The sequence below is a fragment of the Blautia sp. HCP3S3_G3 genome (genome assembly GCF_052063365.1).
In the GTDB taxonomy this organism is placed as follows: Bacteria; Bacillota; Clostridia; order Lachnospirales; family Lachnospiraceae; genus Blautia_A.
In genome coordinates this window covers 1-25,137 of record NZ_JBQHXR010000012.1, presented here as the reverse complement: position 1 = coordinate 25,137, position 25,137 = coordinate 1, and the positions used below count along the sequence as shown (strand labels likewise).

Annotated in this window: 19 protein-coding genes; 16 read left to right on the top strand and 3 right to left on the bottom strand. The window is 44.5% G+C overall.

The window, feature by feature from the left end; all coding sequences use genetic code 11:
* Positions 1-117: 117 nt before the first annotated feature.
* From ACTNEW_RS11005 to ACTNEW_RS10990, 4 genes are all read left to right on the top strand, one after another.
* Positions 118-642, top strand: a complete 525-nt coding sequence (locus ACTNEW_RS11005; RefSeq protein ID WP_441060786.1) for a hypothetical protein — start codon at positions 118-120, stop codon at positions 640-642.
* A 40-nt stretch (positions 643-682) separates the two neighbouring features.
* Positions 683-1,504 carry a glutamate racemase gene (gene murI / locus ACTNEW_RS11000; protein WP_441060784.1) on the top strand — a complete coding sequence of 274 codons (822 nt, stop codon included), beginning with the start codon at positions 683-685 and terminating at the stop codon, positions 1,502-1,504.
* 62 nt (positions 1,505-1,566) lie between these two features.
* Complete coding sequence (locus ACTNEW_RS10995) at positions 1,567-2,013, top strand: DUF1934 domain-containing protein (RefSeq protein ID WP_441060782.1); 447 nt, start codon at positions 1,567-1,569, stop codon at positions 2,011-2,013.
* 24 nt (positions 2,014-2,037) lie between these two features.
* Positions 2,038-3,363 (top strand): glycoside hydrolase family 140 protein, encoded by a 1,326-nt coding sequence (locus tag ACTNEW_RS10990; RefSeq protein WP_441060780.1) that lies wholly within the window; start codon positions 2,038-2,040, stop codon positions 3,361-3,363.
* A gap of 174 nt (positions 3,364-3,537) precedes the next feature.
* Here the strand turns inward: ACTNEW_RS10990 and ACTNEW_RS10985 are convergent, their stop codons facing one another.
* Positions 3,538-4,041, bottom strand: a complete 504-nt coding sequence (locus tag ACTNEW_RS10985) for a hypothetical protein (protein ID WP_441060778.1) — start codon at positions 4,039-4,041, stop codon at positions 3,538-3,540.
* A gap of 393 nt (positions 4,042-4,434) precedes the next feature.
* Between ACTNEW_RS10985 and ACTNEW_RS10980 the strand changes: the two genes are divergently transcribed.
* From ACTNEW_RS10980 to ACTNEW_RS10925, 12 genes are all read left to right on the top strand, one after another.
* Positions 4,435-6,138, top strand: a complete 1,704-nt coding sequence (locus tag ACTNEW_RS10980) for a polysaccharide deacetylase (RefSeq protein ID WP_441060776.1) — start codon at positions 4,435-4,437, stop codon at positions 6,136-6,138.
* Positions 6,139-6,268: 130 nt separating this feature from the next.
* Positions 6,269-7,582 carry a trigger factor gene (tig, locus tag ACTNEW_RS10975; RefSeq protein WP_441060774.1) on the top strand — a complete coding sequence of 438 codons (1,314 nt, stop codon included), beginning with the start codon at positions 6,269-6,271 and terminating at the stop codon, positions 7,580-7,582.
* A complete protein-coding gene (nagA, locus tag ACTNEW_RS10970) occupies positions 7,579-8,685 on the top strand; it encodes an N-acetylglucosamine-6-phosphate deacetylase (RefSeq protein ID WP_441060772.1) in 1,107 nt (368 codons plus the stop codon). Before tig ends, nagA begins: the two co-directional genes overlap by 4 nt.
* 157 nt (positions 8,686-8,842) lie before the next feature.
* On the top strand, positions 8,843-10,099 hold the full coding sequence (locus ACTNEW_RS10965) for a polysaccharide deacetylase family protein (RefSeq protein ID WP_441060770.1): 1,257 nt from the start codon (positions 8,843-8,845) through the stop codon (positions 10,097-10,099).
* Between the two features lie 380 nt (positions 10,100-10,479).
* Positions 10,480-11,829, top strand: a complete 1,350-nt coding sequence (locus ACTNEW_RS10960) for an alpha-amylase family glycosyl hydrolase (RefSeq protein WP_441060768.1) — start codon at positions 10,480-10,482, stop codon at positions 11,827-11,829.
* A gap of 33 nt (positions 11,830-11,862) precedes the next feature.
* Positions 11,863-13,749, top strand: coding sequence for a 1,4-alpha-glucan branching protein GlgB (gene glgB / locus ACTNEW_RS10955; protein ID WP_441060766.1), 1,887 nt, complete (start codon positions 11,863-11,865; stop codon positions 13,747-13,749).
* 177 nt (positions 13,750-13,926) lie between these two features.
* Entirely contained in the window at positions 13,927-14,160 is a 234-nt protein-coding gene (locus ACTNEW_RS10950) for a polya polymerase (RefSeq protein WP_441060764.1), read from the top strand.
* 274 nt (positions 14,161-14,434) lie between these two features.
* Complete coding sequence (locus ACTNEW_RS10945; protein ID WP_441060762.1) at positions 14,435-15,691, top strand: CobW family GTP-binding protein; 1,257 nt, start codon at positions 14,435-14,437, stop codon at positions 15,689-15,691.
* Between the two features lie 20 nt (positions 15,692-15,711).
* Positions 15,712-16,662 carry a TIGR03943 family putative permease subunit gene (locus ACTNEW_RS10940; RefSeq protein ID WP_441060760.1) on the top strand — a complete coding sequence of 317 codons (951 nt, stop codon included), beginning with the start codon at positions 15,712-15,714 and terminating at the stop codon, positions 16,660-16,662.
* Positions 16,663-16,705: 43 nt separating this feature from the next.
* A complete protein-coding gene (gene pth / locus ACTNEW_RS10935; protein WP_441060758.1) occupies positions 16,706-17,293 on the top strand; it encodes an aminoacyl-tRNA hydrolase in 588 nt (195 codons plus the stop codon).
* Entirely contained in the window at positions 17,290-20,610 is a 3,321-nt protein-coding gene (gene mfd, locus ACTNEW_RS10930) for a transcription-repair coupling factor (protein ID WP_441060756.1), read from the top strand. Before pth ends, mfd begins: the two co-directional genes overlap by 4 nt.
* 249 nt (positions 20,611-20,859) lie before the next feature.
* A complete protein-coding gene (locus ACTNEW_RS10925) occupies positions 20,860-22,185 on the top strand; it encodes an FKBP-type peptidylprolyl isomerase (protein WP_441060754.1) in 1,326 nt (441 codons plus the stop codon).
* A gap of 284 nt (positions 22,186-22,469) precedes the next feature.
* On the opposite strand, the gene ACTNEW_RS10920 is transcribed toward ACTNEW_RS10925, so the two are convergent.
* Positions 22,470-23,624: a DUF4317 domain-containing protein gene (locus ACTNEW_RS10920; protein ID WP_441060752.1), complete on the bottom strand. Its 1,155-nt coding sequence runs from the start codon at positions 23,622-23,624 to the stop codon at positions 22,470-22,472.
* Positions 23,625-24,910: 1,286 nt separating this feature from the next.
* Positions 24,911-25,137 (bottom strand): IS3 family transposase (locus ACTNEW_RS10915; protein ID WP_441060750.1); only part of this gene is annotated, 227 nt, incomplete at its 5' end.

Sequence of the window (25,137 nt, the reverse complement as noted above, 5' to 3'; positions counted from 1 at the left end):
TGAAACTAGAGCGTGTCTGTCGGAATAAAACTGTCAATAGAAGAGAATGTATTACAGAACGGTATAAAAAGAATAGTCCGGGAAATACTTCTGATAAAGGCAATCAGGAGGGATTTTATGGATTTATTTACAGATAGTTCCAGTGGAGAAAACGAAGAAAAAAAAGAAATAACAGAAATAACAGGATACCGTATCAGGAGGCTTTTTTTAAAAAAACGGGAAGAAACAGATAGATTCCAGACCAATCGCAAAATGAAAAGCAGATTGCTGAGAAGACGGCTGGTTTATGGAATATGGATTCTGATTTTGACGGGAATACTCGTGAATTTATCACACATGCCTTTGATTTTGGAAGGAATGCCCATGAATTTACCAAACCTGTCTTTGCCTTTGGAGGAAATTTCACCGACTTTCGCACACACACCATCGGTTTTGGAAGGAACCTCTCCGGAATTTTTTGACTTGTCCGTAAAGACAGGAGAAGTGCAGAATCCATCTTTTCTGGCATGGTGGGGAACGATGTATCCGAAATTCTGTTTTAAAATTACAGAAAAAGAGAAAACCGGAGAAAGCAGTACAGAAACATCCGGGAAGCGGCGGGTAAAGATATCCTTCTGGCTTGCGCAAGCCCTTGATTGGTGATAGAATAAATAAAAATCAAAGTCAGGAAATGGAGAAAAAAATGAAAATAGACAGAGATGCTCCTGTCGGTGTATTTGATTCGGGTGTTGGAGGTCTTACGGTAGCCAGAGAAATTATGCGCAACCTCCCTTCTGAAAAAATTGTATATTTCGGAGATACCGCGAGAGTACCCTATGGAAACAAATCCAAAGATACCATTATCCGCTATTCCCGTCAGATCATCCGATTTCTTCAGGAACAGCAGGTAAAAGCCATCGTCATTGCCTGCAATACAGCAAGTGCGTTTGCACTGGATGCAGTCCGGGACGATCTGGATATTCCCGTGCTGGGAGTGATTGAGCCGGGAGCTGTAGTTGCTGCCCGGGAGACCAGAAATAAGAGAGTCGGAGTCATCGGAACGATTGGTACGGTGGGAAGCGGAATACATGAGGATTTCCTAAGACAGCTGGATCCGGAGATTACTGTTCTGGGCAAAGCCTGCCCTCTGTTTGTACCGCTGGTAGAAGAGGGATGGCTGCACGATCCGGTGACCTTTGAAGTTGCCAGAAGGTATCTGAGAGAACTGCAGGAGAGAGAAATCGATACATTAATTTTAGGCTGTACCCATTATCCGCTGCTTCGCTCCACGATACGCGAAGTCATGGGGGAAAGTGTGCGGCTGGTTAATCCGGCATATGAGACAGCCCTGGAGCTGAAGAGACTTCTGACAGAAAAGGATCTGCTGAGTACCGGAAAGGAAGAGGAGGAATTTCCATACCGTTTTTATGTGAGTGATCTTGCAGACAAATTCAAGAGTTTTGCAAATTCCATTTTGCCTTACGATGTGGAAATGACTCAGAAAATCGATATTGAAAAATACTGATGCAGGTTCCAACCGCCATGGAAATGGAGGATGATATCTGGATCAGAAATGGGGGAGTGTATATGGACAAAGATGTGCTGATACATGTGCGTGGTCTTCAGATGATGGAAACAGAGGAAGGTCAGGAGCCGATTGAAATTGTGGTTCCGGGACAGTATTACTTCCGTAACGGCAGTCATTATCTTCGCTACGAAGAGATTCTGGATGATTCAGCAGAGCCAACGATCAACTACATAAAAATGTCTCCCGGAGGAGTGGAAGTAAGGAAAAAAGGGCTGGTCAATGTGCATATGGTCTTTGAGCAGGGCAAAAAGAACATGACCTATTATACGACGCCTTATGGGACACTTCAGATGGGGATTGCCACGACGAATCTGGAACTGACGGAACACAAGGGAAGTATTGATATGAAAGTGGATTATGCGCTGGATATGAATGAGGAACATGTGGCAGACTGTTATCTTACGATCCAGGCACAGGAGAAAGGTTCCGGTGAAGCATTTTTGTGAGGGCAGAGAGGAAATTATTAAAAAATGAAACCATGGGAAAATGGAGTTTTAAAAATTAGTGAAAACCACAGATATCTTCAGAATGGTGATATCCCCTTTTTCTGGCTGGGAGACACAGCCTGGCTGATGTTTTCCAGACTGACTCAGGAAGAAGCGTGTACATATCTTCGCAACCGTAAGGAAAAAGGATATAACGTGATTCAGGCAACACTGATTCATGAATGGCCGCAGAAGAACATAGAGGGAGCATTTGCTCTGGAAGATAATGATTTTGCCGGACCTGATCGGAATGGCGGATACTGGCAGAGAGTAGACGCAATGGTTTCCATGGCAGAGGAATTGGGACTTTATATGGCTCTTCTGCCATCCTGGGGATTTCATACTGCCAACGGTCTTCTGAATATGGAAAATGTGGATGTTTATCTGGATTTTCTGATAGAGCGATATGGAAAACGGCCCAATGTAATCTGGCTTCTGGGAGGAGATGTAAAGGGTGACGCTGCTTTTGAATTATTCTGTCATATGGGACGTAAACTGAAAAAGGATTGCCCGGACAAGCTTGTTGGTTTTCATCCTTTTGGAAGAACTTCTTCCTCTCAATGGTTTAACGAAGAAGAATGGCTGGATTTCCATATGTTTCAGTCCGGTCACAGAAGATATGACCAGATTAGCCTGGGAGCCTGGGATGACAATGGAAAAAATCCGGATTATTTCGGGGAAGACAACTGGAAATACGTGGAAAGGGACCGAAGTTATTTACCGGAGAGGCCTGTTGTGGACGGAGAACCTTCCTATGAACAGATTCTTCAGGGGCTGCATGATAAGACACAGCCTTACTGGCAGGCATGGGATACGAGAAGATATGCGTACTGGTCTGTATTTGCAGGTGCTTTTGGGCATACTTTCGGGGATAATGCCATAATGCAGTTTTATGTAAAGGAACGGGACGGAGAAGGTTCTTTTGGAGTTTGGCAGAATTGGCAGGATGCTCTTCATAATATTGGCGGAATGACAATGACTCATTTGAAAAACTTAATGGAAAGTGTGGATTATCAGACAGGGCATCCGGCGCAGGAACTTGTAACAGAGGGTCAGGGTGAGAAATATGACCGTGTTGCTGTGTTTGCCGGAGATGGATTTGTCTTTTGTTATGATTATAACAATCATCCGTTTTCTCTGGATTTATCAGAATATCAGGGATACTTTGATGCATACTGGATGGATCCTGTGACAGGAGGAAAGAGCTATTTTGCGTCCATATCCGCCGATAAGAATATTCGGTTTGTCCCTGCTGAAAGAAAAGAAGGACACTCGGACTGGGTTCTGGTGCTTCTTGCCAGAGGAAAATAACCATATATATCCGAGTGCCGCCATTCGCGCTTTGATTCCAGCGATCTCTCCGGCGATGTTACAGGAATTGTGAGAAAGGTAATGCCGGCGTTACAGACCGGAAGATATTGAATAAAAAAGAAAGGCTTTCGCATTTATGGTTGAAAGATCATAAATGCGGAAGTCTTTTTGTAATTATTTCTTATTGGTTTTATTTTTTGGTGTTTTATTTTTAGCTGTGTTGGTGTTCTGTGTTTTGTTTTTCTCAAAGATACGTTTGAAGAAGTTCTGTTTTTTCTGTGGGGTTTCCAGCGGACCACGGATGCCTCGAACACCTACGATATAAAGTCCACTGACTTCAGCCTTGATCTCTTTCTTAACAGGAATCAGATCGAATACCTTCTCATCGGCGATCAGAACAGAAATCTTAGGACCGACTTTGGCTTTGACAATAGGAAGCTTGGAACGGCGCATAAGCTTTGGTGTCTGATCGATCACCATCTGCGGAAGACCGGAATTCTTAAGCGGAAGCCTTTTCTTATCAATGACCAGCATGGAAACGGTTTGTTTGGTTGCTTCAATCTGTGCCTGCTGTTCTTCCTGTTTCTTCTGAGCTTTCTTGCCGAAGAAGTATAAAGCAACCAATACTCCGATCAGAATTACCAGAATAACAAGAAGGACGATCGTTACTGTACTCATAGATATCCTCCTGATATGTATAAATTGAAATATTGCCGAAACATATATTTGCGAGATTTATTCTATCATTAAATAAATAAAAAGGCAATTATTTTTATGAGGTTTTCCGGGTGATTTTTGATATTACAGATAAGGACTCCGTGTTTTTCTATAATAGAAAAAATGATAATTTTCCGTTGCGTTTCATGGAAGTTTCCAGTTATTTCATGAAGTTTTTATGGAGATTTCCTATGAAATTGGTAGAAATCTTACATAATTAAAGGTATAATGTTGTTACAGCAGACGGAGTGAGCAGTACTGCTCAGACAGAAAAATCATCATGAACGATTATGTGCAGATGCGCATGGTTTCATGTCTGTTTCCGGGACTTTTGCAGTAATATAAGGAGTTAAAATGAATAATGATAAGAGGATAAACAGAGAGGGAGGTCTGCCCGATCCGCATTCTGCGGAAGAGGATAATGGACTTGCCATGCATCCTGAGGGAAAAGATGAGGAGGCAGAGGCAACCTTTACGGAAGAGGAAGAGCAGATACTTGCCCGATGGAGGGAAAGACGGAAAAAAGCAGCGAAAAAGCGGCGCAGAAGACTTTTTTTCAATATACTGCTTACCGTTATTCTGGTCATTGCTGTTTTTGCGGGAGGAATTCTGTATGTGACAGGTCATTTTCCGGATATGTCGAGAGTAAAACTTTCCGGTGTCAGAAATGCCTGGGAAAGGATCGTTTCCATATTCCCCTCAGGAAATGAAAAAAAGGACAGTCAGGAGAATTCAGAAAAAGAAGCAGACGGCGAGACCGAAACGCCTGTATCGGTAAATCCGTTTTGGGATGAAACAAGTACAGCTGATACGCATTATGCGCAGGCTACCGGGAAAAAACTGGAAAAAGAGAAAGAAGAACGTCAGAAACGGACGAAGATTCTGAAAAAAGCAAAACGTCAGGCAGAGCAGTATGATTATGATGCAGCAATCAAGACCATAAAAAGTTATGAAAAATACCAGCTATACGACAACATGACAGCAGCTGTTGCGGAATACAGGGAAACAAAGGCAAACTGCGTTTCCTGGCCTGCGGAAAAGGTGACACATATTTTTTATCATACCCTGGTCAAAGATACAGACAAAGCATTTGACGGTGATTATAAGGCCGGAGATTACAATCAGGTAATGACTACGATTGATGAATTTAATAAGATTACTCAGATAATGTATGATAAGGGATATGTGATGGTCAGCATTTATGATCTGGCGTCTGTGAATAAAGACGGAACCATGAGTGCAGGAGAGATTCTTCTGCCGCCGGGCAAGATTCCGTTTATTCTTTCCCAGGATGATGTGTGTTATTACCATTACATGGACGGAGATGGATTTGCTTCAAAACTGATCGTGGATGAGGACGGAAAAATTCGCAATGAATATGTGGAAGATGACGGAAGTATTTCTGTGGGCGATTATGACATGGTGCCGCTGATAGACCGTTTTGTGGAAGAACATCCGGATTTTTCCTATAGAGGAGCCAAAGGAATCGTTGCGCTGACAGGATATAATGGAATTCTGGGATACCGTACAGATATCAGTTATCAGGAGCAGCCGGATGATCTGGATGAAGTGAAAGTGAAGTGGCTGGAGGAACACCCTGATTTTGACCTGGAAGAAGAGCGTGCCGGTGCCAAAGAAGTGGCAGAAGCCATGAAAAAAGAAGGCTGGCTTTTTGCAAGCCATACATGGGGACATCTGAATGTTGGTGAAATCAGTCTGGAACGTCTTCAGGCAGATACGAAGAAGTTTAAAAAAAATGTGGATCCGCTGATCGGGGGAACCGATATTATCATTTTTGCCTTTGGAGCAGATCTGACACAGATGGAGGATTACTCCGGAGAAAAATTTGAATACCTGAAGGGCTGCGGATATAATTATTATTGTAATGTGGATTCCAGTAAGTACTTTGTTCAGCTTAGGGACCGGTATTTCCGGATGGGAAGACGAAATCTGGATGGCTACAGAATGTATTATAATCCGGGACTGGTGGAAGACCTGTTTGATGCGTCAGAAGTTTTTGATAAGAGCAGACCGACGCCAGTTCCGCCGATGCAGTGACAGGCGGGAAGTCTGAGGATTTCGGGAGCGCAAAGTGCGGAGAAATCCGTGTATCAGAGGGGTCAAAATACCTTTTGACCCCATCATTATTGATAATAAATGTTGAGAGATTTGAAGGGAGTATAATATTATGAAGAAAAAAATAGTTCTTGCAGTTCTTGCAATGTGTATGGTTCTGACTGTGGGAGGATGCGGAAGCAGTGCAAAAGATACGGATACTATGGCTGAAAAAGAAACTTCAGATGAAGCAGAAACCACTGAAGAACAAGAAGATACAAAAGCGGATGAACAGAAAAAATCCGAAGCCACCCGTCTTGTCAGAGTAAAAGATATTGACAAGTACGTTACTATTGGAGAATATAAGGGGATCAAGCTGAACAATACAATAGAAGCTGTTACAGATGATCAGGTGGAAATGCAGATCGAATATGAACTGGAGGATAAGGCAGAAGAGGTAACAGACAAAAATGGAACTGTTCAGACAGGAGATCTGGTTACCATTGATTTTGTGGGACTTCTGGACGGAGAGACTTTTGATGGAGGAACCGCCACAAACTATGATCTTACAGTCGGTGAGGGCGGTATGATCGATGGATTTGAGGATGGCATTATCGGAATGAAAAAAGGAGAGACCAAAGAGGTTCCGCTGACTTTCCCGGAAGATTATTTTTCAGAGGACATGGCAGGCAAAGATGTGGTGTTTAAAATCACTCTGCAGAATTTCCGGCGCGCACCGGAACTGACAGACGAATGGGTTGCCAAAAATACCGATTACTCCACGATAGATGAGTATAAGGCAGGTATTCGTGCCCTTCTTGAGAAGGATGCTGAAGAAGCTGCCAGATATAATATGTACAGTGATGGATGGAATCAGGTGCTCGAAAGTTCCGAGATCATTGAATTCCCGGAGGAGGATATCAATGACTGTATTGCAGAATTTAAAAGACAGGTAGAAAGTTATGCAGATCAGGCTGGTATGGAACTTCTGGAGTTTGTGGAATCTCAGGGATATACAGAAGAAAGCTTTGAGGATGAGTGCCGCCAGTATGCGGAATACAAAGTCAAACAGAATCTGATCGTTCAGGGAATTATGGATGCGGAAGGCATCCGTCTGGATGATGAGGAATGCCTGGCAATCCAGGATGAGCTGATTCAGAATTATGGCAAACAGAGTCTGGCAGATCTGGTGGATGAATACGGACAGGTGGCTGTGGATGAATCTATCGGCCTTCTAAGAGTGGAACATTTTATTGTAGAAAATGCAGAAATCACGGAATTGACATCGGAAGGTGATCAGGTTGGGGTAAATGGAGATATTCAGGATTCTTCTGTTGACGAAGAGGAGACGATTGAGGATGCTCCGGAAGCAGAAAATGCGGATGCTCCGGAGAATTCCGGTGAAGACGAAATTACGACAGCAGAAGAAGGAGAAGAAGAATCATGATTATCAGAAACGGACTTGTATTTCGGGAGGATGGAACTTTCCGCAGAGAAGACCTTTTTGTGGAAAATCATAAGATTGTAACCTGTGAGGAGGCTGTGACAGATCGGACGGAAATAGATGCAGAAGGGCTTCTGGTGCTGCCGGGACTTGTGGATATTCACAGCCATGGGGCTTTTGGACATGATTTTTCCGATGCAGATACCGAAGGCCTGAAAACAATTCTAAGATATGAAAAAAGCTGCGGTATTACTTCTTACTGTCCGACATCCATGACTTTGCCGGAAGAACGGCTCAGAAAAATTTTTGCAACAGCAAGAGAAGCCGAAGGTACGCAAGACGGTGCAGTCATCCGGGGAATTAACATGGAGGGACCGTTCCTGGATCCGAAGAAAAAAGGAGCACATGTGGAAGAATTTATCCGCAGACCGGATGCATCATTTTTTCGTGAACTGAACGAAGCTTCCGGAAATCTGGTCAGCCTTGTGACTCTTGCACCGAATACAGAAGGAGCAATGGAGTTTATTGATGAGGTTCATGAGGAAGTCTGTATTTCTCTGGGACATACGGGGGCTGATTATGAAATTGCTTCAGAGGCAATGCGCAGAGGGGCGCATCATGTGACACATCTTTTTAACGCCATGATGCCTCTGGCTCACCGTGATCCCGGACTGATCGGGGCAGCGAGTAATGATCCGCAGTGCATGGTGGAGCTGATCAGTGACGGTCTTCATGTCCACCCTGCTGTAGTACTGGCGACTTTCCGGATGTTCGGAAATGAGCGGGTGATTCTCATCAGTGACTCTATGATGGCAACTGGTATGGCTAACGGACAGTATGAACTTGGCGGACAGGCAGTCACGGTGAAAGACAGAAAAGCAACGCTGGCGGATGGTACGATTGCGGGATCAGCAACGAACCTTTATGATTGTATGTGCAAAGCGATTTCCTTTGGTGTTCCGGTAAGTGATGCTGTTTTTGCTGCAACCCGGAATCCTGCAAAGAGTATCGGTATTTATGACAGAGTAGGATCTCTTTGTGTGGGGAAAGAGGCTGATATTCTTCTGGTGACCCCGCAGATGGAACTGAAAAAAGTGCTCGGATGATTAATGACAAAAGAGCATTGTATTCCCATGGTAAATGAGGTAAGATATAGAAAAGTATATCATTTTCAAAACATCAGTAACGAAACATTTGTCTGTTTGCGGAACGATATACAGGGAAATAAGTAAACGATTTTAGTACAATTAATGGAGATACAGAATGGATAAAAAAGTATATCAGGAAAGAATGCGCCAGAAACAGCGTCAGCTCAGGAGACGCAGGTATATGAAGCTGATTACCTATGCGGTAGGACTGGTTCTGGCAGTGATTTTTGTGGTGCGTGGAATTATACTTCCCATAGCAGGAAGAATCGGCGGCGGGAAGAGCGGCGGTGAAACCGTGGAAGTTCAGGCACAGACTGCACAGGCAGATCCCAATGCAGCAGTCCGTCAGCCTCTGAAGGGACAGGGGGATCTTTTGAAGACTTCAGAACTCACCCCGGGATGGCATGAGGACGAGAACGGCAGATGGTATCAGAATGCAGATCATACATATTATGCAGGTGGATTCCAGGAAATCGACGGAGTGACTTATTGTTTTGACGATAATGGATATATGCAGACTGGCTGGGTGACGAAAGGCGTGAAGGATTATTATTTTAATGATGATGGATCTTATAATTCTGAGAAGAGACGTCCGATGCTGGCACTGACCCTGGATGATGGCCCGGGACAGTATACAGATACGCTTCTTGATTGTCTGGAGGAGAATAATGCTCGTGCAACGTTTTTTATGCTGGGACAGAATGTGGAATCTTATCCGGATACGGTGAAAAGAATGGTAGAATTGGGATGTGAAATAGGTAATCATTCCTATGATCATCAGAATCTGGTAAACCTGAGTCTGGATGCGGCAGCAGAAGAATATTCCAAAACGGATAATGCATTGATTCAGGCCTGCGGACAGGCGTCTACGGTAGCCCGTGCCCCTTATGGCAGCTGGAATCAGGACATAATTAATACGATCGGCAAACCGTTCTTTATGTGGTCTCTGGATTCTCTGGACTGGTCATACAAAGATGAAGAGCTGGATTATAATTCTGTTATGACCGGAGATCTGACGGATGGTACGATTATTCTGATGCATGATATTCATGAACCTACAGTGAATGCACTGCTCAGAATTATTCCGGAGCTTACTGCACAGGGGTATAAATTTGTGACCGTCAGTGAACTGGCAGAGGCCAAGGGAGTGACTCTTCAGAATGCTTCTTATTCTGATTTCTGGGACAGCTCGCTTGCAGCCGGTGAAGTTGCGGGATACAATGGAGGCAGTGATTCAGACGGCATCCTGACGGACGGAGAGGGCTCCGGTGAGGAACAGCTCAGTGACGGTACTGAGAGTACAGAAGGAGACTACAGCGACGGTTCAGAAGAAACCGAAGATGAAAGCACCTACAGTGACGGAGAAGAATAAATAGAACTCTGTGAAGAAAAATAAAGAAGAATCCGGTTTTGCTCAGGGAAAATCAGGGTTCTTCTTTTTTGCTGTAAGAGTCCCGGACAGCAGCAATGTGGTGATGTCTGCTTATGCAGTCATTTTCGTTTGGGAAATAATTTCCGTCAATACAGCTGTTTGAAAAAAACTGAAAAAGGATATTAGAGCGTGTGGATATTATGAAGAAATTTCTGTACAAAACATATTACTGTTAACATGGGAAAGGATAGCAAAAAAGCCGTGAAAATTTACTAAATAGTGAGCCTTCTGATTGACGAAAACTGTGCATATTGGTATAATATAGGAAGTATAATGATGGAAAGTCATTGACGTTCAGGATAAATCAGGAGGACATCGTAGTGGGCAGATGGTTTGAAGAAGCAGTTTTTTATCACATGTATCCGATCGGTATGACAGGAGCGCCAAGAAGAAATGAGCAGTCAGAAGTAACACACCGTTTTCCTCAGCTGGAGGAATGGCTGCCGCATATCGCTTCTCTTGGCTGTACGGCGATTTATATAGGGCCGCTGTTTGAGTCTACATCGCATGGATATGATACCAGGGATTACCGGCTTGTGGACAGAAGACTGGGTGACAATGATGATTTTAAACATTTTGTTGAGGCAGCCCATGGTCTTGGAATCAGGGTCGTGGTAGATGGTGTATTCAATCATACAGGACGTGAATTTTTTGCGTTTCAGGATATTCAGCGCAACCGGGAGAGTTCTCCTTACTGCAGCTGGTATAAGGGATTGAATTTCGGATGGAATTCACCATATAATGATGGATTTGGATATGAAGCATGGAGAAACTGTTTTGAACTGGTGAATCTGAATTTGTGGGAGCCGCAGGTACGTCAGTATCTTCTGGATGTGATCGGCTTCTGGATTGATGAATTTGATATAGATGGTATTCGTCTGGACTGCGCGGATTGTCTGGAATTTTCTTTTATGGAGGACATGCGCAGATTTACCAGTGAGAAAAAAGAAGATTTCTGGCTGATGGGTGAAGTCATTCATGGAGACTACAGCCGTTATATCAAGCCGCAGATGCTGGACAGTGTAACGAACTATGAACTTCATAAGGGACTTTATTCCGGTCATAATGATCATAATTATTTTGAGATCGCACATACCATTCGCAGGGAATTTGACCAGAACGGCGGTATCTACAGAGGCATGAAACTGTATTCGTTTGTGGATAATCACGATGTGGACAGAATCGCATCCAAATTGAATACACCGGAGCATATTTATCCGGTATATACACTGCTGTTTACACTTCCGGGAATTCCGTCCATTTATTATGGATCTGAATGGGGAATCAAGGGACGAAAAGAAGGAGGCAATGATGATCCTCTCCGTCCGGCAGTAGATCTTCAGGAAGTGCTTGCGGATGTTCCGGATCCGAAACTTCTGGAATGGGTACAGATGCTCGGCAGGATTCATAAAGAACAGCCTGCACTTGCGAACGGAACGTATCAGGAACTTCTTCTGACCAACAGGCAGTATGCCTTTGCCCGGATACTGGATGGTCAGGGAGTTGTTGTGGCAGTGAATAATGATGAAAAAGACGCGGAGCTGAATATCCGTATTCCGGTGGAGGGCAGAACTTACACCAGCCTGACAGATGACAGAGAACCGGAAGTTTCAGGAGGAATGCTTCACGTTACATTACAGCCGAATGAAAGTGTGATTTTTTCATTCTGACAACAAAAAGGTATATCAGGGAGGTATGAGGAAATGTCAAAGAAACTGGAATTTACAGAATTGGATCAGTATCTGTTTGGTCAGGGAACACATTATGACATATACAAAAAACTGGGTGCGCATCCAACAACTGTAGACGGAAAACGAGGCGTTTATTTTGCAGTATGGGCACCGAATGCCCAGTCTGTTTCTGTAATCGGAGATTTTAATGACTGGGATCATACGGCGAATCTCATGCAGAAAACCGGACCGATTGGTGTGTTTGAAACCTTTATTCCGAAGGTAAAAGCGGGAGATCTGTATAAGTTCCATATTGTGGGAATGCATGGAGAAGAACTGGATAAAAGTGATCCATATGGCAACTGGGCAGAAGTGCGCCCCGGTACGGCATCCAGAGTTGCGAACATTTCCAAATACAAATGGAATGACAGTGACTGGATGAAAGCAAGGAAGACATTTGAGGAAAGCAGCTCACCGATGTCTATTTATGAGGTGCATCCGGGCTCCTGGAGAAAGCATCCGGCTACAGAAGATGATCCGGCAGGATTTTACAATTACCGTGAATTTGCCCATGAACTTGCCAAATATGTGAAGGATATGGGATATACGCATGTAGAACTGATGGGTATTGCGGAACATCCCTTTGATGGTTCCTGGGGTTATCAGGTGACCGGGTATTACGCACCGACTGCCCGCTATGGAAGTCCGGAAGATTTCAAATACATGGTAGATTATCTGCATAAGAATAAAATTGGTGTCATTCTTGACTGGGTTCCGGCACATTTTCCGAAGGATGCACAGGGACTTGCCAATTTTGATGGTACGGCACTTTACGAGCATGCGGATCCGAGACAGGGTGAGCATCCGGACTGGGGTACCAAGATTTTCAATTACGGAAGAAATGAAGTTAAGAATTTCCTGATCGCCAATGCGCTGTTCTGGGTTGAGGAGTGTCATGTGGACGGTCTTCGTGTGGATGCAGTTGCGTCCATGCTGTATCTGGATTACGGCAAACAGGACGGACAGTGGGTGGCAAACAAGTACGGTGATAATAAGAATCTGGAAGCAATCGAGCTTTTCCGCCATCTGAATTCCATGATCAAAAAGAGAAATCCGGGTGTTGTCATGATCGCGGAAGAATCCACGGCATGGCCGATGGTAACCGGCTCTCCGGAGGACGGCGGTCTTGGATTCTCTCTGAAGTGGAATATGGGCTGGATGAACGACTTCCTGGAATACATGAAGCAGGATCCGTATTTCCGCAAATACAATCATAATAAAATGACCTTTGCCATGATGTATGCATACAGTGAGCATTATATCCTTGTTATTTCTCATGATGAGGTAGTACATCTGAAATGCTCCATGGTGAATAAAATGCCGGGATATCCGGATGATAAGTTTAAGAATCTGAAGACAGCCTATACATTTATGTTCTGTCATCCGGGCAAAAAACTTCTGTTCATGGGACAGGAATTTGCCCAGCTTCGTGAGTGGAGTGAGGAGAGAGAACTGGACTGGTATCTGCTGGAGGAAGATCCGCATAAAGATATGCAGAAGTTTGTCAAAGGTCTGCTTCATCTGTACAAAAAATATCCTGCACTTTATGCAGTGGACAATACACCGGAAGGATTCGAATGGATCAATGCGGATGATGGAGACAGAAGTATTTTCAGTTTTGTACGCAAATCACCTACCAAGAGAAACAATATTCTGGTCGTTTGCAATTTTACACCTGTAGAACGTCCGGATTACCGTGTCGGTGTTCCGAAGAAGAAACAGTATAAGCTCATCATGAATGAAGAGGGAATGCTGGAGAAACCGGTGGTATACAAAGCAGAGAAGAAGGAAAGCGATAATCGCGATTACTCTGTGGCATATCCGCTGGCACCATATGGAGTAGGTGTCTTTGTATATTAATTCATTTTATGTGCAAAATAACTAAAATTTAACTTGGAAATTTGTTACAAACAAATAAAAATCAAGAGAAATTACTTGACAACTTTGAAAAAGAAAGCAATTGCAATTTAAAAACATATGCGTTATAATGTCCGCGAAAGCAGGATTGGTTAAAATGAGTTGGAAAGGGGAATTATTATGAAAGTAACAAATATTAAAAATGTAGAAAAATTCTTTGAAGTAGTAGACAGCTGTGAAGGCAAAGTAGAACTGGTAACAGGCGAGGGTGACAGACTGAATCTGAAATCCAAACTGTCTCAGTATGTATCTCTTGCGAATATCTTTTCCGGCGGCGAGATTCCGGAACTGGAAATCGTTGCATATGAAAAGGAAGACATCGACAGACTGATGAATTTCATGATCAACGGCTGATTGATGCCGGTACGCAGATGATATTGACGGAAAGATGTAAATGACCGAAAAGAGAAAATCATCTGTACCAGTATAAGTCACAAGAAATATCTCACCGAAACATATGGTTATTTATTGTGGGTTATACTAGATAAGCACATAAGAGAGTGTCGGGGATGTGGCTGATTTGTGAGAAGCAACCGCCATATCCCCGTTCTATCTGCTATAAAAAAGAGAACAACCAGGGGGTATTTGATACTTCCTGGTCAAATTGCGTTTGAAAGGAGTAATAAAAATGGCAAAAATTGACATTATTTCCGGGTTCCTTGGAGCTGGAAAAACGACACTGATCAAAAAACTGCTCAAAGAAGCTTTTCAGGATGAGCAGGTGGTTCTGATTGAAAATGAATTCGGTGAGATTGGTATTGACGGCGGTTTTCTGAAGGAAGCCGGAATTGAGATTCGTGAAATGAATTCCGGATGCATTTGCTGCTCACTGGTGGGGGACTTCGGGGCTTCTCTGAAAGAAGTGATTGAGAAATATCATCCGGACCGTATCCTGATCGAGCCGTCTGGTGTCGGCAAATTATCAGATGTCATCAAGGCCGTTCAGGGAGTCCAGGAGGAAACAGGACTTGTGCTGAATAGCTATACAACTGTGGTAGATGCCAAGAAATGCAAAATGTATATGCGTAATTTTGGTGAGTTCTTTAACAACCAGGTGGAATATGCCGGTGCCATCATCATGAGCCGTACAGATATTGCAGATGAGAAAAAAACAATGGAATCCATGGAACTTCTTCGCGGAATGAATGCCAGAGCTGCAATTATTACCACTCCTATCGAAAATTTGGACGGAAAAAAACTTCTGGAAGTTATGGAACATCCGGTTTCTCTGGAAGCACAGATGATGGAAGAAGAGGAAGTATGCCCGGAGTGCGGTCATGTGCACGCCCATGGAGAAGAACACCATCATGACCACGACCATGAAGAATGCGGCCACGATCATCATCATGACCACGACCATGAAGAGTGCGGCCACGACCATCACCATGATCACGACCATGAAGAGTGCGGCCATGACCATCATCACCATGATCACGACCATGAAGAATGCGGCCACGACCATCACCATGACCACGATCATGAAGAGTGCGGCCACGACCATCACCATGATCACGACCATGAAGAATGCGGTCACGATCATCATCACCATGACCATGATACATGCGGCTGTGGTCACGATCATCATGACCATCATCATCACCACCATGCAGATGAAGTGTTCACCAGCTGGGGCCGTGAGACAGTGAAGAAGTATACCAGAGAAAACCTGGAAGCAATTCTGGAAAAACTTTCAGAGAGTGAGGAATACGGTATGATCCTTCGTGCCAAAGGAATGCTTCCGGCAGAAGATGGCACATGGATTTATTTTGACATGGTTCCGGAAGAGACCGAGATTCGTGAAGGAGCACCGGAGTATACCGGACGTCTCTGTGTGATCGGTTCCAAACTCAAAGAAGATAAACTTGCAGAATTATTCGGATTATAAAGACGGGAGGGAATGAACGAATGGACGAGATCCGGGTTCCCATATATTTGATTACAGGTTTTCTGGAAAGCGGCAAGACCACTTTCCTGAATTTTACCCTGCAGCAGGACTATTTTTATATTGAAGGAAAAACGCTTCTGATTCTCTGTGAAGAGGGTGAGGAAGAATATGATATGGAAGCTCTGAAGCTTGCGAATACGGTTGTAGAGGTCATCGAAAAAGAAGAGGACCTGACTACCGAGCGTCTGTCAGCGATGGACATCATTCATCAGCCAGAGCGTGTGATTGTGGAATACAACGGCATGTGGCTTGCAAGCAAATTTGAAAAAATGAAAAAACCGGAAGGCTGGGGTATTGAGCAGGAAATTACCTGTGTGGATGCCAGCACTTTCCAGATGTATATGAATAACATGAAGTCCCTTTTTATGGATATGGCGCGCAATGCGGATATGGTTGTTTTCAACAGATGCAGAGCAGGAGATCCGCTGGCTTCCTATCGCAGAAGCATCAAAGTTGCCAACCAGCGGGCGGAAGTGATCTTCGAAGATGAAGAAGGGGAAATCGATGATATTTTCCAGGATGAGATGCCTTTTGACATCAATGCACCTGTCATTGAGATTTTGCCGGAAGATTATGGTATCTGGTTTGTGGATGCCATGGATCACCCGGACACTTATGTGGGCAAAACCGTCCGCTTCAAAGGCCGGGCACTGAAACCGAGAGGAATGGGAAGCAAATTCTTTGTCCCCGGACGTACAGCCATGACATGCTGTGCAGATGATACCACATTCCTCGGTTATGTCTGCAAAAGTGCTTATGCACCGAAGCTGCAGGAAGGACAGTGGGTGGAAGTGACTGCAAAAATCGCTTTTGAAAATCGTATGGAATATCAGGGTGAAGGTATCGTGCTTTATGCAGAAGATATACAGCCATGTGATGCACTGGAAGAGGAAATGGTATACTTTAACTGAGCAGAAAATAACAACATGGATTAACAATACGGAGAGAACTATTATGTATTTGATCGTAGGTTTGGGAAATCCAGGCAGACAGTATGATGGAACACGCCACAACATGGGATTTGACACACTGGATTATCTGATCGAGAAGCATCAGATCCCGCAGGGCGGTGTGAAATTCAATGCCATGTACGGCAAAGGAATCATCGGTGGAGAAAAAGTCATTCTCATGAAGCCTTTGTCCTTTATGAACCTCAGCGGAGGTCCTGTAAGGGAGATGGTAAATTATTTTAAAATAGACCCGGAGACGGAAATGATCGTGATCTATGATGATATTGACCTGGAACCGGGCCAGCTCCGTATCCGCAAGCAGGGAAGTGCGGGCGGACATAATGGAATCAAGGATATCATCCGTCAGCTTGGCACACAGAAATTTCTGCGGGTAAAGGTCGGCGTGGGCGCGAAGCCAAAGGGCTGGGATCTTGCAGATCATGTATTAGGCCGTTTTTCTGACAGTGACAGACGCCTTGTGGATGAGGCCATCGGCAAAGCCGGTGACGCAGTGGAACTGATGCTTTCCAGGGGCGTGGATGCAGCAATGAATGAGTATAACAGGAAGGTGCAGGAAAAAGAAAATTTATGAGAGCCTTTTTGCAGCCTCTGCAGAATTTTGCAGAGATGGAAGATATATGGAAAAAAAGCAAAGAGAACAGAGGAATTCTTGAACTGACCGGATGTATTGAGTCCCAGAAAGCGCATTTGATCTATGGGCTTTCCGGGCTCTTTCCTTTCCGGCTGGTTCTGGCTGAGGATGAGCGCCGGGCGAAGGAACTCTACGAGGATTACCGGTTTTATGATAAAAATGTATATTATTATCCGGCAAAAGATCTGTTATTTTTCCAGGCGGATATCCATGGAAATCTGCTGATTCGCCAGAGGATGCAGGTGATCCGTGCACTTCTGGAACAGAAGGAAGTAACGGTGGTCACAAGTGTGGACGGATGTATGGACTACCTGTTGCCTCCTGCTGAGATCCAAAAAAGCCTTATTTATTATCAGAACGACAGTGAAGTGGACCTGGAAGAATTGAAAGCATCTCTGGTACAGCTGGGCTATGAGCGTGCAGGACAGGTGGAAATGCCCGGACAGTTTTCCGTAAGGGGCGGTATTATTGATATTTATCCGTTGACAGAGGAGAACCCGATCCGTATTGAACTGTGGGGAGATGAAATCGATTCGATCCGGAGCTTTGATGCACAGAGTCAGCGTTCTCTGGAAAATCTGGAAGAGGTCACAATCTATCCGGCTTCGGAGCGAACCTGTGAAAAAGGAATGGTCACATTTCTGGATTATTTCCGGGAAGAGGCCAGCATGATTTTTCTGGATGAGCCCAATCATCTTTCCTCCAGTGCGCAGGAAGTGGAGGAAGAATTTTGCCAGAGCCGAAGAAACAGAGAAGAAAAGGGCATGCAGAATCTGCCGGCTCAGTGGCTTTGCGGATGGGAAGACCTTTGCCGGGAACTGAACAGACGCAACTGTATTTCTGTCAGTGCACTGGAACCAAGAACAGACAACTGGAAAGTGACGGGGAAATTCAATCTGACCGTCAGATCTGTCAGTTCCTATAACAGCAGCTTTGAGCTTCTTGTAAAGGATCTTCATAAGTATAAGAAACAGAACTACCAGATCGCACTGCTTTCCGGCTCCAGGACAAGAGCGGAACGTCTTGCGAAGGATCTGCAGGCAGAAGGGCTGAATGCTTTTTACGGACAGGACCCGGAACGGATCATTCAGCCGGGCGAGATTATGGTGGTCTATGGTCATGCCAAAAAAGGTTTTGAATATCCTCTGGTAAAATTTGCGGTCATTACAGAAACAGATATTTTCGGACAGGAACAGAAACCGAAGAAAAAAAAGAAAACCTACAGCGGACAGAGAATTCAGGATTTTGCGGAGCTTTCCATCGGCGATTATGTCGTACACGAAAAGCACGGCCTGGGAATCTACAAAGGAATCGAAAAGGTCGAAGTAGATAAAATCGTAAAGGATTATATCAAAATCGAATACCGGGACAACAGCAATCTTTATATTCTTGCCACACAGCTGGATTCCCTGCAGAAATATTCCGGAAGCAGTGAGTCGGCCAGGACACCAAGACTGAATAAGCTGGGCGGTCAGGAATGGAATAAGACAAAAAAGCGTGTAAAAACCGCGGTTCAGAATATAGCGAAAGAACTGGTGGAGCTTTATGCTGTCCGTCAGGAAAAGGAAGGTTATGTGTGTGGACCGGATACGGTATGGCAGCGGGAATTTGAGGAAATGTTCCCTTATGAAGAAACAGAGGATCAGCTTTCGGCAATTGAAGATACCAAGCGGGATATGGAGAGTACCAAGATCATGGACCGCCTGGTGTGCGGAGATGTGGGGTACGGTAAGACAGAAGTGGCTTTGCGGGCTGCTTTTAAAGAAGTACAGGAAAGCCGTCAAGTGGTTTATCTGGTTCCTACCACCATTCTTGCCCAGCAGCATTATAATACGTTTGTGCAGAGAATGAAGGAATTTCCGGTAAGAGTGGATCTGCTCTGCCGTTTCCGTACGCCTGCCCAGCAGAAAAAAACGCTGGAGGATCTGCGCAAAGGCATGGTGGATGTTGTGATCGGAACACACCGTGTGCTTTCCAAGGATGTGCAGTTCAAAAATCTGGGCCTTCTGATCATTGATGAAGAGCAGCGTTTCGGTGTTGCCCATAAGGAGAAAATCAAACAGCTGAAAAAAGATGTGGATGTACTGACTCTGACTGCCACTCCGATTCCTCGTACTCTTCATATGAGTATGATCGGAATCCGCGATATGAGTGTGCTGGAAGAGCCGCCCATGGACCGTGTGCCGATTCAGACCTATGTCATGGAATATGATGAGGAGACTGTCCGTGAGGCAATCGGCAGAGAACTTCGAAGAGGCGGACAGGTTTATTATGTATATAACAGAGTGACAGATATTGCAGATGTGGCGCTGAAAATATCGAAACTGGTGCCGGATGCCAGAGTGGATTTCGCCCACGGTCAGATGAGCGAACGGGAACTGGAAAATGTCATGTACGGTTTTATCAATGGAGAAATCGATGTACTTGTTTCCACAACCATTATTGAGACGGGGCTGGATATTTCCAATGTAAATACCATGATTATTCATGATTCAGACCGATACGGTCTGTCGCAGCTTTATCAGCTCCGGGGACGAATCGGGCGTTCCAACAGAACTGCTTATGCGTTCCTGATGTATAAGAAAAATAAGATGCTGAAAGAAACTGCGGAAAAGCGTCTTTCCGCTATCCGGGAATTTACGGATCTGGGGAGCGGGTTCAAAATCGCCATGCGTGACCTGGAGCTCCGGGGGGCAGGCAATCTTCTTGGGGCAGAACAGCATGGGCATATGAATGCAGTCGGCTATGACCTTTACTGTAAAATGCTGAATGAGGCGGTAAAAGAAGCAAAGGGAATTCGTACCATGGAAGATTTTGAAACGACGATTGATCTGAACATGGATGCTTTTATTCCGGATTCCTATATCAGCAATGAGTTCCAGAAGCTTGATATTTATAAGCGGATCGCAGTGATTGAAACACAGCAGGAATATGATGATATGCTGGAAGAACTTCTGGACCGTTTCGGCGAGCTCCCGAAGGCGGTAATGAACCTGCTGGCAATCGCAAAACTGAAGGCGCAGGCACATCGGGCTTATATTACGGAAATCAAACAGCTTGGACGGGATATCCGGATCACGATTTATGAAAAAGCACAGCTGAATCCGGCAGGATTTCCTTTGCTGCTGCAGAAACACCGGAGGGGATTGCAGTTCAAAATGGACCAGGAACCGAAATTTATTCTCACACCGGAGGGCAATCTGATGGATGCGCTGACGGAATTTGCAGGTGAGCTGGAAGAACTGGTGGAAGAGTGAAGGCTGGCTGTAGCTGTGAAAGTCCCGGACAGCAGCCATGGGTCGGAACATGCTTGAAATAAAGAATATGATGATGGGGTCAATCGCCCCTTGTATCAGAATATGAAAGTTATGTGAAAAATTTCGGATTTTCAGGTTTTGCCTTGCTCTTGGGAGAAAAAAAGATTATACTCATACTAGTATGACCCGCGATAAATAACCTTATGTTTCGCCGGTTACACTAGTGATGATTGATTTATGGAGGATAACATGAAAAAGTTAATGAAGAGAACAGCTGCAGCATCACTTGCAGGAATCCTGGCAGCAGGAATGCTTGCAGGCTGTGGCGGAGAAAAGAAATTAGATGGAACGAAGACGGTTGCAACTGTTGACGGAACAGAAATTCCTCTCGGTGTGGTAAGCCTTATGGCCCGTCAGCAGCAGGCTTATACGGAGTCTATGTATGCCAGCTTTGGTATGAGTACCGGTAATATCTGGGACACAGAAGCAGATTCCGAGACAGGTGAAACCTACGGTGATCAGGCTGTCAGCAGTTCTCTGGAGCAGGTTGAGCTGATGTACATCATGAAGACGAAGGCAGCAGATTATGGTGTGGAAGTAACAGAAGAAGATCAGAAGGCTATTGAGGAAGCTGCTGCTCAGTTTATGGAGGATAACAGCGAGGAAGTACTTGCAGAACTGGCAGTTAACGAAGATCAAGTGAAGACATTCCTGGAACTGCAGACCTATCAGACGAGAATGTATGATTTGATCGTTGCAGATGCTGATACAGAAGTTTCCGATGAAGAAGCACAGAAATCCAGCTTTACATATGTGCAGGTTTCTACCAGCAGCACAGATGGTGAAGAAGAACTTACGGAAGAGGAACTTGCAGAGAAGAAAGATCTGGCACAGCAGGTTCTTGATGCAGTGAAAGAAGATCCGGAAGCAGATATGAGTGAAACTGTAAAAGCGATTGATGACAGTCTTTCTGCACTGTCCGATTCTTTTAAGACCAATGTAAGTGAAGATGAGGAAGAAGCTTCTTCAAGCTATCCGGATGAAGTGATTGAAGCACTTCGTACTCTGGAAGATGGAGAAGTATACGATGAGGTCATTGAAACAGAAGAGAACGGATACTATGTAGTCAGACTGGATAAAGTATTTGACGAGGATGCCACAGAGACAGAGAGAGAATCCATTATTTCTCAGAGAGAACAGGACTTCTATACAGAAACAACCGATCAGTGGCTTGCAGACGCAGACATCCAGGTGGAAGAAAAAGTTCTGAAGACACTGAAGATTACGGACAGCCACAGTTTTACCTATGCCGCTGAGGAAGAATCAGAGGACGAGGAAGTACAGACAGAAGAAGAAATTGACGCAGAGGCAGCTGAGGAAATCGCGGAAGATGCGGAAATCATTGACGAGGAAGCAGATGACGCGGATCTGACAGAGGTGGAAGCAACTGAAGAAGAAACAGAGGCAGAAGACACTGAAGAAGCGGAAACTGCCGGGGCAGAAGTAACTCCGACAGAAAAAGCAGAGCCGACAGCAACTGCATCCCCGACACCAACGGAGAAGGCTGCAAAATAAAGACAGGAATGCAGAGGAGTCAGTTTGACAGAAGAGACATAAAGCTCGGATGGTAACATTTGGGAAGAAACATAAAGCTCGGGTGGCAACATTTGGGAAGAAACATAAAGCTCGGGTGGCAACATTTGGATAGAAAGAACAAAAACCGGTTAATCTTTTCAGAAATGGGAAGAATGACCGGTTTTTTTATTACAGGGAAATGTCTGCTTATGCAGACATTTCGAAACATATAAATTACCTTTCATGTGATTGCGGCCGGAAAGCTGTTAATGAGGCTTATTGTCTTATTCTGCTTCAGTTTCTGCATCTTTCCCGGTACTCATCCGTACATGGATTCCATTCACTTCTACATTATCTTCCATAGGTATGACAAGGCATCGGCGCCCGTCGATGTTCCGGGTCTCGACAAGGTCCGCACGTTCCGGATTGACGTGGATTACGACATCCGGCGTCTTAATCTCTACGCGGCGGGTGTTGGTAATATTGGCAGCCATCAGAGAGGATTTTTCTCCGGCAGCCATTTCGTACTGCTCATCAAAGGATTCCAGTTTTGTTTCTTCCACGCCGCAGTCTTCAAAGAGACGTTTCACCTCGGATTTTGTCAGTACGACAGGATCCGGAAGTTCTTTCTGGGCTTCTACCAGTTCATTCAGTTTTCCGTGAATATTCATGACAGTATCATAGGCGCAGTCATCGCCCAGTGTTTCCTCTACAAGAGCATTGAAGGAATCTCTCTGTCCGCCGGCAGAAAGAGGCGTAGTGCAGCCGAGGATTTCATCCACAAAGGAACTGCGGAGCTGCTCGGCGTTTTTGGTATAATAGAGAACCCCGTGAATATCGGTGCTCCTGTCATTAAATACAGGAAACAGAAAACCAAGATCCGGCATTTCCACGATCCAGTCCCGGATACGGTCTTCAATATTGTTGGTCTCGGCATTGTAGCAAAGGCCTGCTTTGGTCAGATTTACCGGGCAGATGCTACAGAGGATATGGTCATAGATTTCGTCAGAAGCATCAAACATTTCCTGACCATCGGAGGCTTTGCCCGGAATATCGTAAACCGCATGGATGAGAATAATGTAGTAATTTTCCGCATAATCATAATTTTCAATAACCTTGTCAAAAAAAGCCTCTGTCAGAGCATCGTCTTTGAGTTTGCTCTCCCTCAGTTTCATGAGGAAATGCTGATTTCCCCCTTCCTTTTCCTGCTCCAGCGGAAATTCCATGTTGATGAGATTTTTGCCGAGAGTACCGGAAAGAGTTTTACGGAAAATTTCAAAATACTTAAACATTTCTTCTTCTGATAAAGAAAGAAACGCTTCCTTTACTTCTGTTTTTTTATTCTTTTCGCCGTCTACATAGCAGCCGCGTATGCGGGTGATTGCACAGTTGGCAGGGGTAAACTGTTTTTTGATTTCGGATATTTCTTTTTTATTCATGATATATGCCACCTCATATGTAATAGATTTTTGATTGTATGTTTCGGGATTTTTGCGATATGTGAAAAACATAGCGCAGGATAGTTGCTGCTGTATAGATACTCTTTTTATTATAAAACAGACCAGAGAGAGGAGCAAGTATAAGAAGAACAGAACAAAGAATATGAAGGTTGATTTTTATGGGAGCCCATGCAGTAAGATGATATTGGAAGTTAGATTGCTAAAGTGCGCTTTAGTTCAGCAACTGTATGTGAGAATTCTTCGAGTTTTACTATGCGTATGGTTTTCTCCAGAACTTTGGTTCAGTGCGAAACACTGTGAAGTGTGATGTGAAAAACCGTACGCGAAAGAGGAACCCCTCCAGGGGCTGCGGTGGACAGATACTTCCTGTTCCTGTGCAGGCTTCGGGGCTTAAGAAGTACTAAGGCTTTCCGGTTTTCGCTAAAACCGTGGACCGGATTCGTGGACTCGCCGTTGGCTCAGACAGCACAAATCCGGCCCACAACGCGAAAACCGGAAAGCCAAGTACTTCTAAAACCCCTGCAGAGTGCACAGAACCAGGAAGTATCTGCCCGCCGCAGCCCCTGGAGGGGTTCCTCTTCCGCTGACAGTTAGCGTTTCACGGGAAGTTATGGGTTGAAAAATCCGGGAGGGAATTGGAAACAGAAGATATGGATTCATGGGTTTTAAATCGACAAATGATTTGCTTACATGTCCAGTTCGAAAAGAATAATCTATACCGCCACTGTTAGCTGCAATCGATTGCAATGGCTACAACTGGTATAGAATACTCCATTGGCACAGTTTCGGATTGTGGTATCGGGTAATCCAGAAGAATCAGCAGTTGTTCTACTGATGGGAAATTTTCTTTTTTGGCAGCATGCAACCGATTTATTTTGTAAAACCAACCGTTTAGAAATGGAATGCTGATATTTTGTTCTATAGATCTGACTGGATTTATCCAGAGGATTGGGGTTATTAACAACAATAGGACAACTAATATGAGAGTAGATTTCCTGTCGGCAAAGGTGCACTAGTCAACATATTTTGGACACGAATTTAAAAAAATTATTCAGTTACATCGTAAGACTACACAAGCCGTACGACACCCTTGACATCGCTCCAAGAAACGCTGGACAGCTTTCGCCGACGGTATGAACTCATGAACAGATTTGATTTGTCATCCGCCGGACATATATTGTAGCGTTTCTTTACGGCTGAATGTCAAGGGCAAGCCGCTAAGGCGGTGTCTGGTATCTGCCTCCGGATCCGAGCCTATGAACAGATTATGCGGAATACTTTTCACGGTACTGCTTCGGAGTAAGATAGCTAAGGGCATAAGCCGGACGTTCTTCGTTGAAGAACTTGATATACTCATCTACTTCTTCATGAACTGGTCGTTCACCTGTGACATGAAAATCCATAAAAAGCTCTGCTTTGATCCAGCCATTGATGGATTCCATTGCGCTATTATCGGTAGGAGTGCCTGCTCTGGACATGGATCTTGTCACAT

Coding starts and splice junctions, on each gene's coding strand:
- ACTNEW_RS11005 (WP_441060786.1), top strand. CDS start 118: ATGGATTTATTTACAGATAGTTCCAGTGGAGAAAACGAAGAAAAAAAA.
- murI (WP_441060784.1), top strand. CDS start 683: ATGAAAATAGACAGAGATGCTCCTGTCGGTGTATTTGATTCGGGTGTT.
- ACTNEW_RS10995 (WP_441060782.1), top strand. CDS start 1,567: ATGGACAAAGATGTGCTGATACATGTGCGTGGTCTTCAGATGATGGAA.
- ACTNEW_RS10990 (WP_441060780.1), top strand. CDS start 2,038: ATGAAACCATGGGAAAATGGAGTTTTAAAAATTAGTGAAAACCACAGA.
- ACTNEW_RS10985 (WP_441060778.1), bottom strand. CDS start 4,041: ATGAGTACAGTAACGATCGTCCTTCTTGTTATTCTGGTAATTCTGATC.
- ACTNEW_RS10980 (WP_441060776.1), top strand. CDS start 4,435: ATGAATAATGATAAGAGGATAAACAGAGAGGGAGGTCTGCCCGATCCG.
- tig (WP_441060774.1), top strand. CDS start 6,269: ATGAAGAAAAAAATAGTTCTTGCAGTTCTTGCAATGTGTATGGTTCTG.
- nagA (WP_441060772.1), top strand. CDS start 7,579: ATGATTATCAGAAACGGACTTGTATTTCGGGAGGATGGAACTTTCCGC.
- ACTNEW_RS10965 (WP_441060770.1), top strand. CDS start 8,843: ATGGATAAAAAAGTATATCAGGAAAGAATGCGCCAGAAACAGCGTCAG.
- glgB (WP_441060766.1), top strand. CDS start 11,863: ATGTCAAAGAAACTGGAATTTACAGAATTGGATCAGTATCTGTTTGGT.
- ACTNEW_RS10950 (WP_441060764.1), top strand. CDS start 13,927: ATGAAAGTAACAAATATTAAAAATGTAGAAAAATTCTTTGAAGTAGTA.
- ACTNEW_RS10945 (WP_441060762.1), top strand. CDS start 14,435: ATGGCAAAAATTGACATTATTTCCGGGTTCCTTGGAGCTGGAAAAACG.
- ACTNEW_RS10940 (WP_441060760.1), top strand. CDS start 15,712: ATGGACGAGATCCGGGTTCCCATATATTTGATTACAGGTTTTCTGGAA.
- pth (WP_441060758.1), top strand. CDS start 16,706: ATGTATTTGATCGTAGGTTTGGGAAATCCAGGCAGACAGTATGATGGA.
- mfd (WP_441060756.1), top strand. CDS start 17,290: ATGAGAGCCTTTTTGCAGCCTCTGCAGAATTTTGCAGAGATGGAAGAT.
- ACTNEW_RS10925 (WP_441060754.1), top strand. CDS start 20,860: ATGAAAAAGTTAATGAAGAGAACAGCTGCAGCATCACTTGCAGGAATC.
- ACTNEW_RS10920 (WP_441060752.1), bottom strand. CDS start 23,624: ATGAATAAAAAAGAAATATCCGAAATCAAAAAACAGTTTACCCCTGCC.